The sequence below is a fragment of the Amycolatopsis regifaucium genome, from assembly GCF_001613935.1.
In the GTDB taxonomy this organism is placed as follows: Bacteria; Actinomycetota; Actinomycetes; order Mycobacteriales; family Pseudonocardiaceae; genus Amycolatopsis; species Amycolatopsis regifaucium.
This window is the reverse complement of sequence record NZ_LQCI01000039.1, coordinates 1-14,302: the sequence shown is the minus strand read 5'-3', so window position 1 is coordinate 14,302 and position 14,302 is coordinate 1. Positions and strand designations below refer to the sequence as shown.

Here is a 14,302-nt window from a genome sequence, read left to right as displayed (position 1 = left end):
GGGGGACCTTTGCTATCGCGGCGCGATAGCAAAGGTCCCCCGCTCCCCCGTGGGGTCAGGCCTGGAAGCGCTCGGCTCGCCGGGTCGCCCAGCGAGCGACCCTGCTCCACCTGCGTACGGCACGTGCGCCGCTTCGAGCCCGCTGTGCGCGGACTCCCTCCTCCAGGTCTCGTATTCGGGCTCTGGACAGTTCTTCATAAAGCAACATTTCGCTGGTCTCCTCGACCTTGATCTCGTTCAGCTTGGCCAGTGCGAGAGTCCGATGACCCATTCGCGCCTCGTAATCCCTGGTGGTGACGGGTTCCACGGTCATGCCGCTGCGCTCCGCTCGACCTTGCGCGTAGCGGTACGAGCCTCGGCTGCGGGCTCGACGACCGAGTTCTTGCGGGGGCGACCACGAGGCCGCTTCCGCGCGACGACGACGCCGCGCTCGAAGATCTCGCCACCCCAGACACCCCACGGCTCACGCCGCGACAGAGCGCCCGCGAGGCAGGCGGAACGGACCGGGCAGTCCGCGCAGAACCCCTTCGCGCGCTCGAGTTCTGCCGGCGACTCGGCGAACCACAGGTCCGCGTCGCCGGAACGGCAGGGAAGCGTCGACTCAGGCGAGTCGATGGCGTCGAGCAGGTCGACGACGCCTGCGTCAGCGAAGGGCAGGGCCTCCCCCGGCGCGAAAGCTATGGCCGATGACATAAGTGCACTCCTTTGTCCCGTAACGGAATTCGTACTGACGGTGGAACTGGACAACGCTGAACCCCAATTAGGTTGTGCAGCCAACTTGTTTGTGCAGCAAAAAACACGAAGGCCGCGGATCCGGTTACCGGTTCCGCGGCCTTCGTGAGCCTCTAGTCCTGACTAGGTCAGGAACTTCGCTCCCGTATGGACAACGGAACACGGAACTGCTTGATGGTCGGCAGATCGACGCCACCCTTCACGTACGCGCCGCCGAAGGCAGCAGCGTGCGTGAAGGTTTCGTCAGCGGTGACCCAGCGCCGGTTGAGACGCTGAGTGCCACGGGCGGCGAGGATGCTCACGGGCATGAAGGCGCCCTGACGCTGAGCCTGCGGAACTTCCGCGACGCAGGACAGACGGGTGCCCGGGTTCGTGACCATCATGTTGATCCTCATTTCACCGGCACCACCTTTCTCTGTCGCGCGCGAGCCGTCCTGCGGTCTACGCTGTGTTGTAGAAGTTCTTCCCCAGTCCCAGGCGCTTGCCGCCCGGTACCTGCAGGTTATTGCCCTCGACCACACCGGGGCAACTTATTTTTCAGAAAAACCGTCGAAGCTACGAAGATCGGCTCTGAGCAGCGGGTTCGCCGCGTAGATCAAGCCTGCGACGCGGTCAAGTTCTCACCGAAGCCCGTACGACGTCGAGAACCTCCGCTCCGAAGCGTTCGAGCTTCGTCGCGCCGATCCCGGAGATGGCGCACAGCGCTGTGTCATCGGTCGGCCGTTGTTCGGCGATGGCGACCAGGGTCGCATCCGTGAAGACGACGAAGGCCGGCACCTTGAGCTCGCGGGAGCGTTCCCCTCGCCAGGACTTCAGCTTCTCGAGCAGCTGCTCATCCACATTGGACGGGCACCGGGAACACCGCCCCAGCTTGATGTCCAGGGTTTCCAGCAGCGGTCCGCCGCAAACTCGGCACCGTGCCTTGGTGCCGGAATGCTTGGGTTGCTGAGATCGAGCGACCCTCGCCGCCAGGTGGTCTTCGGGGATCAGACCGTAGAGGAACCGGCTGCGTCGCCGATTGCGGCGGTTCCCCGACGTCCTGGCCAAGGCCCACGAAAGCGAGAGGTGCTCTCGTGCGCGAGTGACACCGACATAGAAGAGGCGGCGCTCCTCCTCGATGGCCGCGTCGTCACCGTCCGCGTGCTGGATCGGCATGGTCCCCTCGGCGAGTCCCACGAGGAACACCGCATCCCATTCGAGGCCCTTCGCCGCATGAAGCGAGGCCAAGGTGATGCCCTCCACTGTCGGCGGGTGCTGCGCGGTCGACCGCTGTTCGAGCTCCGCCACGAATCTGGGCAGATCCGCGTCGTCGACGGTGGAAGCGAGCTCCTCGGCCAGCTCGACGATCGACAGGAGCGCGTCCCACCGCTCTTTCGCCGCGCCTCCGGCCGGCGGCTGGTCGGTGAGCCCTACCTTCGCGAGCACAGAACGGACCCTGGTCACCAGCTCGCCGGTGTCCGCGTCGGTCGCCGCCATCCGCAACGCCGACATCGCCTGCCGGACCTCGGTCCTGGCGAAGAAGCGCTCACCACCGCGGACCAGGTACGGGATACCCAACTCCGCCAACGCCTGCTCGTAGGCCTCGGACTGGGCGTTGACGCGGTAGAGCACCGCGATCTCACTGGCCGCCACGCCACTGTCGAGCAGCTCACGGATCCTGCGTGCGACAGCGGCGGCTTCCGCGGTCTCGTCGTCGTATTCGGCGAAGCGCGGAGGCGGCCCCGAAGGGCGCTGGCCGATGAGCTTCAGCCTCGACCCCGCCGGTCGGCCACGGGCGGCACCGATCACCTGATTGGCGAGAGCCACGACTTCCGGAGTCGAACGGTAGTCCCGCTCGAGCCGCACGACCGTCGCCTCGGGGTACCTGCGCGTGAACTCCAGCAGCGGACGGGGCGAGGCGCCGCCGAAGGAATAGATCGTCTGGTTGGCGTCGCCGACCACGGTCAAGTCGTCGCGGCCGCCAAGCCACGCGTCGAGCAGCCGCTGTTGCAGCGGGGTGACGTCCTGGTACTCGTCGACGACGAAGCAGCGGTAGCGCTCGCGGAACTCCTGGGCCACCACGGTGTGCTCCTCGAGAACGGCGGTGGTGTGCAGGAGCAGGTCGTCGAAATCGAGGACCTGCGCGGCGTTCTTGACCTTCTCGTAGTTTCGGTAGACCTCCGCGACCTGTGACGCGGGCGCGGGCGTGTCCCGCTGCGTGCGAGCGGCGACGGCGGGATAGTCGTCCGGCGATACCAAAGAGGCCTTGCTCCACTCGATCTCACTGGCGAGGTCGCGCAGGAGTTCCGCCTCGGTACCGAGACCGGCCTTGTTGGCGGCTTGGCTGATGTAGCGGAACTTGTTTTCGAGCAGCTCCCAGGGCCTGTCCCCGACAACCTGGGGCCAGAAGTACCGAAGCTGGCGGCGCGCGGCCGCGTGGAAGGTGAGCGCTTGGGCGGCGTCGACGCCGAGGCCCCGAAGGCGCGCGCGCATCTCCCCTGCGGCACGTGTCGTGAAGGTGACCGCGAGGACCTGACCAGCGGCGACGTGCCCTGAGCGGACCAGGTGGGCGATGCGGTGGGTGATCGTTCGCGTCTTGCCGGTCCCCGCTCCCGCGAGTACACACACCGGGCCCCTCGGGGCGCAGGCGGCGGCGCGTTGCTCGGGGTCGAGCCCATCGAGCAGGCCTGGACGACTCTTCGGGGACGATGCGCTAACCACGTCCCCGATCCTCGCAGAGGGCCCGACGGGATCGGCGCAGGGCACGCGGCCGTATCCTGGTCACATGGCGGGAAAGCAGGACAAGGAAGCAGCGAAGCTGGCCAAGAAGGAGAAGCGTGCCGCGAGCAAGGCTCGCCGCGGGCAGATCTTCGAGGCCTTCAAGATGCAGCGCAAGGAAGACAAGGCGCTCATCCCCTGGATGGTCGGATCGCTCCTGGTCATCACCGGTGTCGTGTTCGGCATCGGGTTCATCTTCGACGTCCACTGGGTCGTGCTGCCGCTGGGCATCCTGCTCGGCGCGCTCGCCGCTGTGATCATCTTCGGCAGGCGGGTCCAGAAGACCGTGTACTCGAAGGCCGACGGACAGCCCGGCGCCGCGGCCTGGGCGCTCGAGAACATGCGCGGCCGGTGGAAGGTGACGCCGACCGTAGCGGCCACGACCCAGCTCGACGCCGTGCACCGCGTGCTCGGTGGCCCGGGTGTCGTGCTCGTCGCCGAGGGTGCGCCGCACCGGGTCAAGTCCCTGCTCGCGCAGGAGAAGAAGCGCGTTGCCCGCCTGATCGGTGAGACCCCGATCTACAACGTGATCATCGGGAACGAAGAGCAGCAAGTGCCGCTGAAGAAGCTGCAGGGCTACCTCATGAAGCTCCCCCGAAACCTCAAGCCTGCCCAGGTCGACGCTCTGGAAGCGAAGCTGGCTGCCCTCGGAAACCGTGGCGCCGCGATGCCGAAGGGCCCGATGCCTGCCGGCGCGAAGATGCGCAACGTTCAGCGCACCATCCGCCGCCGCTGACCAAGCGAGAATCAGGGGTCCTTTACTACCGCGCGCGGTAGTAAAGGACCCCTGATTCGTTTCCGGACGAAAACTGTCGGTGGGTGGTCGCATGATCACTGTGTGGATGAAACCTCGAGCGCCCGGCAGAAGGCGCTGGCAGCGATGTTCCCGGACGGCGTGGCCGCCCGGGCGCAACTCGTCGCCCTGGGACACTCCCACTCCTGGATTTCTCGCCGTTGCCGTGACGGCGGCCCGTGGCGACGCCCCATTCCCGGCGTCATCCTTTTGACCGACGCCACTCCGACCAGGCGCCAGCTCCTGAAGGTCGCGCTGACTCACGCGGGTCCGGAGGCCATGCTCACCGGAGTCCAGGCGGCACGGCTGTACGGAGTCAGGAGACTTCCGCCAGAAGGACGGGCACACACTCTGATCCCCCACCGGAGCAAAGTCGCCACCTGGGGATTCGCCGTCGTCGAGCGAACCATCCACCTGCCGGAACCAGTGGAGATCGACGGCCTGCCGGTAGCTCCGCTCGCCAGAGCCCTGATCGATGCGGCTCGACGTATGGACGAACTGCAGTCGGTGCGGGCGATGATCCATGACGCCGTCCATCGCGGGCTCTGCACTCCAGAGGAACTTCGCGAAGAGCTGGCGCAGGCAAGCACGATCGGCTCAGCACTGCCCCGCATCGTCGTCGGAGCCCTCCAGGACGGCGTCGACTCCGCCGTAGAGCAATGGCTGGAGACCGTGCTCGAACGCAGCGGCTTGCCAAGGCCAGAGCGAAATGTGGAGCTGCGCGCTCCGGACGGGCAGGTGGTCGGTGTCGCCGAGATTTGGTGGCCGAAGGTCGGCGTCGCCATGCAGATCCACCACGCCGTAGTCGCGCTCGAACCGGACAAGACACCCGAACCACCCCCGCTGGTCGCGGTCGGCCTCATCGTCGTCCGGGTGAGTCCGGCGCAGCTGCGCGACCAGCCGTTGGTCGTGGTTCAGAAGCTACGAGCAGCTCACCGTCGCGCTCTGCAACGACCGCCCCCGAAGCTCGGAGATGCTCCTGCGGCACCGGCGGCCTGAGGAGCCGTGCCGCAGAGAGAGCAAAGGTCCCTTGCTCCCCGGCCGAGGTCAGCGCATGCGGATCACGACGGTCCCGGTCAGTCGGTCGAGCCAGCTTCGGCCGTCTATGTTGCGGATCGCGGCCGGGATGATCACGAAGGTCAGCGCCGCTCGCACAACTGCGCGCCACACGCCGACCATCTGCGCACCGTCCAGCCTGGCGACGCGGGTTCCCACCGCTGCCATACCTGGCGTGAAACCGAAGAAAGTCACGGGAATGATCGTGATGGCCGCCCAGACACCCACTGACCAGAGATTGAACATCTGCATGACGGCCGGGTCCTGGAGGCTGGGCTTCACGAAGAGAGTGGTGACCAACGAGGCGAGAACCAAATCAATGACCAGGCCGAGGAGACGTGGCCCGCCGCCCGCTACCGAGCCGACACCCGATTGGGGTAGGCCGAGTCGCTCGCCGCGCCACCGCTGCGTACCCTCGCCACCGGCCGTCGTTCCGTCCCCGGCTCCGGGCAGCCATTCTCCGGTCCATCTCGCCACCCATCCAGGGTATGCCGGTGGCGCGGGCCACATTCGCCCTGGTCGGCTACCCGATATCGCCGACCCGTTAACACCGGCGAAACATACGGGTGACGGTCGGGCAACACCGCGCTCTTAGCGTGAGCCGAAGAGAGTACTGCCGCCGGCAACGAACGAGAAGGAGTCACCGAGGGTGCCCACTACTCCAGACGACATTCAGCGCCTAATCGCCGACGAGAACGTAGAGGTCGTCGACGTCAGGTTCTGCGACCTGCCCGGCGTTATGCAGCACTTCACCGTTCCGGCGAAGGCGTTCAACGAAGAAGCCTACGAAGAAGGCCTCGCCTTCGACGGCTCCTCGGTGCGTGGTTTCCAGTCGATCCACGAATCCGACATGCTGCTCCTCCCGGACCCGGAGACGGCGCGCATCGACCCGTTCCGCAAGGCGAAGACGCTCTCGCTGAACTTCTTCGTGCATGACCCCTTCACCCGGGAGGCGTACAGCCGCGACCCGCGCAACATCGCGCGCAAGGCTGAGCAGTACATCTCCGAGTACGGCGTCGCGGACAACGTGTTCTTCGGCCCGGAGGCCGAGTTCTACATCTTCGACTCGATCCGGTTCGACTCCGCCGAGCACGCGTCGTTCCACGAGATCGACTCCGTCGAGGGCTGGTGGAACACCGGTGCCGACGTGCCGGGCGGCAACCAGGGTTACAAGACGAAGTTCAAGGGCGGCTACTTCCCCGTCCCGCCGGTCGACCACTTCGCCGACCTGCGTGACGAAATCGTCCGCAACCTGCAGGGTTCCGGTTTCGAGATCGAGCGCGCGCACCACGAGGTGGGCACCGCCGGTCAGACCGAGATCAACTACAAGTTCAACACGCTGCTGCACGCCGCGGACGACCTGCAGCTGTTCAAGTACATCGTGAAGAACACCGTTTTCGCCGCCGGCAAGACCGCGACCTTCATGCCGAAGCCGCTCGCCGGTGACAACGGCTCGGGCATGCACTGCCACCAGTCGCTGTGGAAGGACGGCACGCCGCTGTTCCACGACGAGTCCGGTTACGCGGGGCTGTCCGACACCGCCCGCCACTACATCGGCGGTCTGCTCAAGCACGCCCCGAGCCTGCTGGCCTTCACCAACCCGACCGTCAACTCGTACCACCGGCTCGTGCCGGGCTTCGAGGCCCCGGTCAGCCTGGTGTACTCGCAGCGGAACCGGTCGGCCTGTGTCCGTATCCCCATCACGGGCAATAACCCGAAGGCCAAGCGCGCCGAGTTCCGGTGCCCGGACTCGTCCGGCAACCCGTACCTCGCGTTCTCGGCGATGATGATGGCCGGTCTCGACGGCATCAAGAACAAGATCGAGCCGCCGGAGCCCATCGACAAGGACCTCTACGAGCTCCCGCCGGAGGAGGCCCAGAACGTCAAGCTCGTTCCTGGCGACCTCGGCGCGGTCCTCGACACGCTGGAGGCCGACCACGACTACCTGCTCGAAGGTGGCGTATTCACCCCCGACGTGATCGACACGTGGATCTCCTACAAGCGTGAGAACGAGATCGACCCGCTGCGGCTGCGCCCGCACCCGTACGAGTTCTCGCTGTACTACGACGTGTGATCGTGCGGTAGGAACACCAAGAGCACGCCGGTGGTGAGGTGCGGAAACGCCCTCACCACCGGCGTTTCTTTTGGTCCCGGCAGTGCGGCTACTCCGAAGTGGAGAGAACCTTCAGGTCGACGCCGGCGCGCTCGATGCGACCGCGCGGATCGTCCACCAGCTTGCGTCGCTCGAGATCCATCAGCCCCAGGGTGCAGGTGATCTCGGCGGAGAGGGTGCCGTCGACCTTGTAGATGTTCGAGTCCATGTGGAAGGTCTTGCCGGTGCCGAACTTGGCGTCACAGGTCACGTCGACGACGTCGCCGGCCCGGAGCTCACGTCGGAACACGATGTGGGACTCAAGCAGCACGAAGGCGAGATTCGCGTCTCGCATACCTGAGTTGAGGCCACCGGCGAGCTCCATCAGCTCGAGTCGGGAGACCTCGCCGTACGAGTGGTAAACGGCGTGGTTGAGATGGCCAAGAGTGTCCAACTCGTAGTGACGCACCTTGATCCGGGTGCGAAAAGGCTCGCGCACAGTCACCGGTCCACTGTAAGCGTCGCTGTCCGTCCGCGACGCGGAGTGTGAGCAAGGGACCTTTGCTGCCGCCTCCTCCACGTCCGGCAGGCGATAGCAAAGGTCCCTTGCTCTCTTGCCGCAGGTCAGAGTAGTCAGTCCTGATAGAAGAGGGTCTCCACGATCGCGTGAGCACGACGCGTCGTCCGCCGGTAGGCGTCGAGGAACTCCCCGGGATCGTCGTCAGCCGAGTAACCCAGCACACGGGCGACCGCGGCGAGATCTCGACCGGAGCTGGGGATCTCGTCGACAGCCTTTCCCCTGACCAGCATCCCGGCGTTCCGGACACGTGTCGCCAGCAGCCAGGCTTCGGTCAGGGATTCGATTTCGGCGGGCTCAGCGAGCCCTGCTTCCACCGCGGCCTTCAGCGCATCGATCGTCGACGTGGTTCGGAGCGCCTCTACTTCGTGCCCGTGCCGCAGCTGCATGAGCTGCACGGTCCACTCCACATCCGCGAGCCCACCGCGGCCGAGTTTCGTATGCCGCGTCGGGTCGGCGCCCTTGGGCATCCGCTCCGTTTCCACTCGCGCCTTGATCCGCCTGATCTCCCGCACTCGAACCGCGTCGAGTCCCGCCGCGGGATATCGAATGGGGTCGATCATCTCGATGAATCGCGCACCGAGGTCATCATCACCGGCTATGAAGCGGGCACGAAGCAGCGCCTGCGATTCCCAAACCTCTGCCCATCGCCCGTAGTAACTGCGGTAGGACTCGAGCGTCCGCACCAACGGACCGCTTCGTCCCTCCGGGCGGAGATCGGCGTCGACGACCAATGCCGGGTCGGGGCTCGGCGCACCTAAAATCTTGCGAACCGTCTCAGCCACTGAGGAAGCGAACTTCGCCGCTTCAGAGTCGGACACTCCCTCGGTCGGTTCACAGACGAAAAGGACGTCAGCGTCGGACCCATACCCGAGTTCGGCCCCGCCGAGACGGCCCATGCCGATGACGGCGATCTTCGCGGGTGTCCGGCCCAGCTCTGCCTGGCGCTGCCGATAAGCCGCGGCCAAGGCACCCTGCAGAACGGCGACCCACACACTCGACAGCGCCTCGCAGACCGAAGGAACGTCGAGCAATCCCAACAGGTCGGCCGACGCGACCCTCAGCATCTCGTGCCGGCGTAGTGATCTCGCGGCGGTGACTGCGGCGTTCAAGCCGGGCTGCCGGCGGACCGCGGCTCGCAGTGAAGTGGCCACCTCGGCGGGAGTGCGACCGGCCAGCCGGGCGGGGTCACCGAGCAACTGCAGCACCTCAGGGGCCCGCGCCAGCAGGTCAGGCACCAACCTCGACGTGCCCAGCAAGAAGGCGAGCCTCTCGACGACCGCACCCTCGTCCCGCAGAACCCTGAGGTACCACGGCGTTTCTTCGAGTGCCTCCGAGACCTTGCGATAGGACAGCAGCCCTCGGTCAGGATCCGGAGTGTCGGCGAGAAGGTCCAGCAAGACCGGGAGCAGCGCCTGTTGGATGGCCGCCCGCCGAGACATCCCCGCGGTCAGCGCCTTGATGTGCTGAAGCGCTCCGTCCGGCGCGGCATAACCGAGCGCTGCAAGACGGCTTTCCGCCTGTTTCGTTGTCAGGCGCAGCGCCTCGGTCGGTACATTCGCGACGGACTGCAGGAGCGGCCGATAGAAGAGCTTCTCGTGAAGACGTCGGATGCTCTGCAGGTGGCGACGGAATTCCGCCAGCAGCACATCCCCTTCGCTCCTGCCCCGGGCAGGCCGCACGCCGCTCGCCCTCGCGATCGTTCGAAGCTCGCTGGCATCCGATGCGGCAGGAAACAGGTGCGTGCGCCGTAGCCGCCGAAGCTGAAGCCGATGCTCGATGGTCCGGAGGAATTCGTACGACGAGCCGAGCTCAGCGGCATCCGTGCGGCCGACGTACCCGCCTTCCCCCAAGGCGGCGAGAGCGTCCATCGTGGACGGAGAACGCAGCTCCGTGTCGATCCGGCCGTGGACCAGTTGCAGCAACTGCACGGCGAACTCGACATCGCGAAGACCACCCCGGCCCAGCTTCAACTCTCGCTCGGCGTGCGCGGACGGCACGTGGCCTTCGACGCGGCGCCGCATCTTCTGGACCTCGGGAACGAAATTCTCCCGGTCGGCCGCTGCCCACACCTTCGGCGCGACCATCTCCGCATATTGACGCCCGAGTTCGGCGTCACCCGCCACCGGTCGCGCCTTGAGCAAGGCCTGAAACTCCCAGGTCTTGGCCCATTTTTGATAGTAGGCGGCGTGCCCGTCGAGCGTCCGGACCAGCGCGCCGGCCTTGCCCTCCGGACGCAACGCCGCGTCGACCTCGAAGCAGGCTTTGCCGACTACACGCATCATCGTGCTGGCCAGCCGCGTCGAAACCGAGAGGTCTCCGTCACCGACGAAGATGACGTCCACGTCGCTTACGTAGTTCAACTCTCGACCACCACATTTGCCCATGGCGATCACGGCGAGTCGGCCTTCGACCTCGGCACCCACCTCTGACTCCGCGACCAGGAGCCCCACCGTCAGTGCGGCCTCGGCCAGGGTGGTGAGCTGCGCTCCGATCTCGGCATAAGGCGGCTGGTAGAGACCAGGTTCGACGAGGTGCCCGAGGTCGGCCGCCGCGATCCCGAGAAGCAGCTCGCGGTATCCGGTGCGGAGAGCCTGCTCTGCCTCGACCCCGGTGAGCAGTTCATCGTCCGAGCGCAAATGGCCCAGGAGCCGGCTCACATACTGATCCGGTTCAGTGCTCTTGTCGCTTTGGAGGGTCTTCCAGCAGTCGGTGTTCGCGACCAAGAAGTCCGCGAGTGCGCTCGAGGTGCCCAGAACGCCGAGCATCCGGCCACGGAAAGTGCGGTTCGTGCGAAGTGTCTGATCGAGCTCAGCCCAGGAGGAAGGGTCGGCCTCTCTGATCCGGTCGAGCCCGCTCAAGGCGAGATCGGGGTCAGCCGCACGGGAAAGTGCTGACAACACGTCGGCTGCGGAGCCATCCGGACCTGACTCGGTCCACCAACCAGCAGCACGGAGCTGCCCGTCGGCGCGGGGGTCGGTGAAGCCGTATCTCGCCACGGAAGCGGTCGGCCTGGCGCGCTCAACCATCAGCTCCACCGTAGTCGTCTTGCCGCCTGTGACCAGATGGGCGCGCAAGGAAGCAAGGGACCTTTGGTGTCGCCGCGTCGGGGCGATACCAAAGGTCCCCTGCTTCGCTAAGCGGCGATCTTGCCGACTTCCGGTTCGGGAACAGTCGGGGTGGGGGTGGTGAAGCTGCCCGCGTTGACAGGGCTCCGTCGTGAAAGCAGGTAGATCCCAATGCCGACACCCAGGCCCGCGACACCGACAGCGATGGTGCCCACCGTGCCGGTCGAAGTCACCAGACCGGCTGCGGCTCCGACGATGGCGGCTGCCGGAAGCGTGAACAACCAGGCGATCACCATGCGGCCGGCGGTACGCCAGCGGACCGGTGACTCACGCCTGCCGACACCGGATCCGACGATGCCGCCGGAGCAAACGTGGGTCGTGGAAAGGGGGAAGCCGAAGTTCGTCGAGGCGAGGATGACCGCTGCTGAGCTGGTCTGTGCCGCGAAGCCCTGCGGACCATCGATGTCCGTCAGACCTTTGCCCAGCGTGAAGGTGATTCGCCAGCCGCCTAGATACGTACCGAGTGCCAGCGCCAGTGCCGCACTGACGATCACCCAGAGCGGTGGCCCGGCACCGGCGGGAAGGCTCCCCGCGGTGATCATCGTCAGCGTGATGACGCCCATGGTCTTCTGAGCGTCGTTCGTGCCATGCGCGAGCGAAACGAGGGAGGCGGAGATGATCTGGCCGATGCGGAAGCCGGCCGTGCGACCGCGGCGGACGAAGATCCGGTAAACGAAGTACGTCACGATCATCGCGACGAGGCCTGCCAAGACAGGCGACAACGCGGCGGGCACCAGGACCTTCTCGACGATCTTTCCGAAGTGGACCGAGTCGGTTCCGGCCGACACCCACGTGGCGCCGATCAGACCGCCGAACAGCGCGTGGGACGAACTGGATGGCAGCCCGACGAACCACGTGACCAGGTTCCACACGATCGCACCGACCAAGCCGCCGAACACGATCGCCGGTCCGATCTTGGTGTCATCGACCAGTCCATTGGAGATGGTCTTGGCCACTTCGACCGACAGGAAGGCGCCGACCAGGTTCAGGACCGCGGAGATCGTCACCGCCACCTTGGGGCGAAGCGCTCCTGTGGCGATAGACGTCGCCATCGAGTTGGCCGTGTCGTGGAAGCCGTTCGTGAAATCGAAAATTAGGGCCGTGACGACGACGAGCACGACCAACACTGAGGGCTCCACCCCGACCTCCGAACCCTTCGAAATCTCCTTCGCAAGGTACCTGACCGCAACACCGGAGCGTTAACAACCCATACGCATTTGAGACATACGTCGTTAAGCCATCGGCAAAGTACGTTGACGTTCCGCAGCCGGAGCAAGGTCACCGGACACCAGTCGGACGAAGCGGTGCGCGAACGGTCGCCAGGTTTCGGCAATGTCGGCATGCACCCGAGCGAGATTCTCCGGGGTCAGTGCGTCCGGCCGGGTGAGTTCCGCCATTTCAGGGGCCTGTCGTGCCCAGTCGAGGACAATCTCCGGTTCCGTCTCGATGTGAAACTGGACACCGTAGGCACAACGGTCGAAACGGAAGGCCTGATACGCATAGCGCGGCGACGAAGCGAGGAGCTCCGCCCCCGCTGGTAGCCGAGTGATCGCGTCGTTGTGGAACTGCAAGACATCTTGCATGAGCGGCAGGTCCGCGAAGAGCGGATCGGTCCAGGCCGCGTCCTTCTTGGACACAAGCCCCGGCCCCACTTCGGGCCCTTGATCGCCCTTAGCCACAACGCCTCCCAAGGCCACGGCGAGGAGCTGACCACCGAGGCAGATCGCGAGCGTCGGAATGCGAGCGCCCGCGGCCTTCGAGAGCAGCTTTCGCACGTCCGCCAGCCAGGGATAAGTAGCGTCATCGTTCGCTCCCATCCCCCCGCCCAGGCACACGACACCCGCGTACTCACCAAGATCGGCAGGAACGCCTTGACCCGGCAGCAGCCGGATGTCGAGTTCAGCCCCTGCTTCGGTGAGCCAATCACCGAGTGGGCCGATCGGATCCGATTCGCCTGGCTGGATGACGAGCAACTTGGGAGCGGTCACCACCCCAGCCTACGACCGGTAGAGAGCAAGGAACCTTTGGTATCGGTACGGGGGCGGCGATACCAAAGGTCCCTTGCTCCCTCCGTCAGCAGACGCAGCGTGGGGCGGGCGCGGAGCGGATGGGAGTGTCCCGTTCGACGGGATAGTCGGCGGCTTGCCAGGCAGTGATCCCACCGGACAGACGTTTGACCTTGAAGCCGAGTCCCGCGAGCTTGAGGGCTCCCTTGGTCGCGGCGTTGCAGTAAATGCTCTCGCAGTAGCAGACGTAGACGAGATCCCGGTCGAGTCGGCTGACCGACTCCGGGGTCATGTCCCGGTACGGGAGGTTGATCGCGCCGGGGATGTGAGCGGAAGCGAAGGCTTCAGGGGTCCGCGTCTCGACGACCACGTATCCGTGCTGGGTGCCTGCGGTGAGATCGCGGACAAGGTCGTCGGGATCCACATCCAAGGCGAGTTCGGCACGAAGATGCGCGGCCGCGGTCGCGCTGTCCAGGGCCGGAAACGTCAATACACGGGGCTCGATCGTCATACGTCAATCGTGCGACCTCGCGATCATCGTGGACATCGGCGAATCCAGGTATTGCCGCCGGTTAGCCTGGAGATTCCTGGCGGAGGCGATGATCAACCTGGAGTTCCGTGAACCTCGATGATCTTGACTGGCAGTTGCTCGAACTTCTCCAGTCGGACGGGCGGCTGACCTTCTCCGAGCTCGGCAGGCGGGTATCGCTGTCCGCGCCCGCGGTGACCGAGCGAGTAAGGCGGCTCGAAGAGAAGGGGATCATCACCGGCTACGCGGCAAGTGTGGATTTGACGAAGCTCGGGTTACCCATCGAGGCGGTGGTCCGAGCGAAGGTGAGGAGCCTGGACACGGCTCGATTCCGGGAGACCATTCTCACTCTGCCTCAGGTGCTCGATGCTGATCACGTCACAGGCGACGAGTGCTGGTTGGTGCGAGTTGCTTGCCGGAACACCGCGGAGCTGGAAGAACTCGTAGAGCGGATGCAGCGTTACGGGGAGACGACGACGTCACTGGTCTTCTCGTCGCCTGTCCGTCGGCGTGCTGTCGGCCGGCGGAGCTGCTGAGCGACACCGCGGGGAGAGCAAGGGACCTTTGCTATCACCCGACAGGACCCGAGTATGAGAAAAGGCCCAGGTCGGGAGAACCCGGTGGGGTTCTCG

At 65.7% G+C, this 14,302-nt stretch carries 14 protein-coding genes; 4 read left to right on the top strand and 10 right to left on the bottom strand.

Features of this window, described 5'->3' with window-relative positions; translation table 11 throughout:
* Positions 1 to 55: 55 nt before the first annotated feature.
* The 4 genes from AVL48_RS40335 to AVL48_RS30845 all read right to left on the bottom strand — a co-directional run bounded on the left by AVL48_RS40335 (position 56) and on the right by AVL48_RS30845 (position 3,432).
* Positions 56 to 313 carry a hypothetical protein gene (locus tag AVL48_RS40335; RefSeq protein ID WP_061981164.1) on the bottom strand — a complete coding sequence of 86 codons (258 nt, stop codon included), beginning with the start codon at positions 311 to 313 and terminating at the stop codon, positions 56 to 58.
* Positions 310 to 693, bottom strand: coding sequence for a WhiB family transcriptional regulator (locus tag AVL48_RS30855; RefSeq protein WP_061981163.1), 384 nt, complete (start codon positions 691 to 693; stop codon positions 310 to 312). Before AVL48_RS30855 ends, AVL48_RS40335 begins: the two co-directional genes overlap by 4 nt.
* A 167-nt stretch (positions 694 to 860) precedes the next feature.
* The gene (locus AVL48_RS30850) at positions 861 to 1,127 is read right to left on the bottom strand and encodes a hypothetical protein (RefSeq protein ID WP_061981162.1); all 267 of its coding nucleotides are present in this window, start codon (positions 1,125 to 1,127) and stop codon (positions 861 to 863) included.
* Between the two features lie 217 nt (positions 1,128 to 1,344).
* A complete protein-coding gene (locus tag AVL48_RS30845) occupies positions 1,345 to 3,432 on the bottom strand; it encodes an ATP-dependent DNA helicase UvrD2 (RefSeq protein WP_061981161.1) in 2,088 nt (695 codons plus the stop codon).
* Positions 3,433 to 3,496: 64 nt separating this feature from the next.
* Between AVL48_RS30845 and AVL48_RS30840 the strand changes: the two genes are divergently transcribed.
* The gene (locus AVL48_RS30840) at positions 3,497 to 4,225 is read left to right on the top strand and encodes a DUF4191 domain-containing protein (protein WP_061981160.1); all 729 of its coding nucleotides are present in this window, start codon (positions 3,497 to 3,499) and stop codon (positions 4,223 to 4,225) included.
* A 102-nt stretch (positions 4,226 to 4,327) separates the two neighbouring features.
* Positions 4,328 to 5,281 (top strand): hypothetical protein, encoded by a 954-nt coding sequence (locus AVL48_RS30835; RefSeq protein WP_061981159.1) that lies wholly within the window; start codon positions 4,328 to 4,330, stop codon positions 5,279 to 5,281.
* A gap of 48 nt (positions 5,282 to 5,329) precedes the next feature.
* Here AVL48_RS30835 and AVL48_RS30830 read toward each other — a convergent pair whose 3' ends face one another.
* Complete coding sequence (locus AVL48_RS30830; RefSeq protein WP_074038110.1) at positions 5,330 to 5,815, bottom strand: RDD family protein; 486 nt, start codon at positions 5,813 to 5,815, stop codon at positions 5,330 to 5,332.
* Between the two features lie 172 nt (positions 5,816 to 5,987).
* Between AVL48_RS30830 and glnA the strand changes: the two genes are divergently transcribed.
* Positions 5,988 to 7,412 (top strand): type I glutamate--ammonia ligase, encoded by a 1,425-nt coding sequence (gene glnA, locus AVL48_RS30825; protein WP_005167524.1) that lies wholly within the window; start codon positions 5,988 to 5,990, stop codon positions 7,410 to 7,412.
* An 88-nt stretch (positions 7,413 to 7,500) separates the two neighbouring features.
* Here glnA and AVL48_RS30820 read toward each other — a convergent pair whose 3' ends face one another.
* The 5 genes from AVL48_RS30820 to AVL48_RS30800 form a co-directional block, all read right to left on the bottom strand.
* Positions 7,501 to 7,935 (bottom strand): acyl-CoA thioesterase, encoded by a 435-nt coding sequence (locus AVL48_RS30820; protein WP_020633826.1) that lies wholly within the window; start codon positions 7,933 to 7,935, stop codon positions 7,501 to 7,503.
* 128 nt (positions 7,936 to 8,063) lie between these two features.
* Entirely contained in the window at positions 8,064 to 11,036 is a 2,973-nt protein-coding gene (locus AVL48_RS30815; RefSeq protein WP_061981562.1) for a bifunctional [glutamine synthetase] adenylyltransferase/[glutamine synthetase]-adenylyl-L-tyrosine phosphorylase, read from the bottom strand.
* A gap of 107 nt (positions 11,037 to 11,143) precedes the next feature.
* Positions 11,144 to 12,274, bottom strand: coding sequence for an inorganic phosphate transporter (locus tag AVL48_RS30810; RefSeq protein WP_061981158.1), 1,131 nt, complete (start codon positions 12,272 to 12,274; stop codon positions 11,144 to 11,146).
* A 93-nt stretch (positions 12,275 to 12,367) separates the two neighbouring features.
* A complete protein-coding gene (locus AVL48_RS30805) occupies positions 12,368 to 13,123 on the bottom strand; it encodes a type 1 glutamine amidotransferase (protein ID WP_061981561.1) in 756 nt (251 codons plus the stop codon).
* A gap of 85 nt (positions 13,124 to 13,208) precedes the next feature.
* Positions 13,209 to 13,652 (bottom strand): rhodanese-like domain-containing protein, encoded by a 444-nt coding sequence (locus AVL48_RS30800; protein ID WP_061981157.1) that lies wholly within the window; start codon positions 13,650 to 13,652, stop codon positions 13,209 to 13,211.
* Between the two features lie 107 nt (positions 13,653 to 13,759).
* Between AVL48_RS30800 and AVL48_RS30795 the strand changes: the two genes are divergently transcribed.
* The gene (locus AVL48_RS30795) at positions 13,760 to 14,206 is read left to right on the top strand and encodes an Lrp/AsnC family transcriptional regulator (protein WP_061981156.1); all 447 of its coding nucleotides are present in this window, start codon (positions 13,760 to 13,762) and stop codon (positions 14,204 to 14,206) included.
* The last annotated feature ends 96 nt before the right edge of the window (positions 14,207 to 14,302 follow it).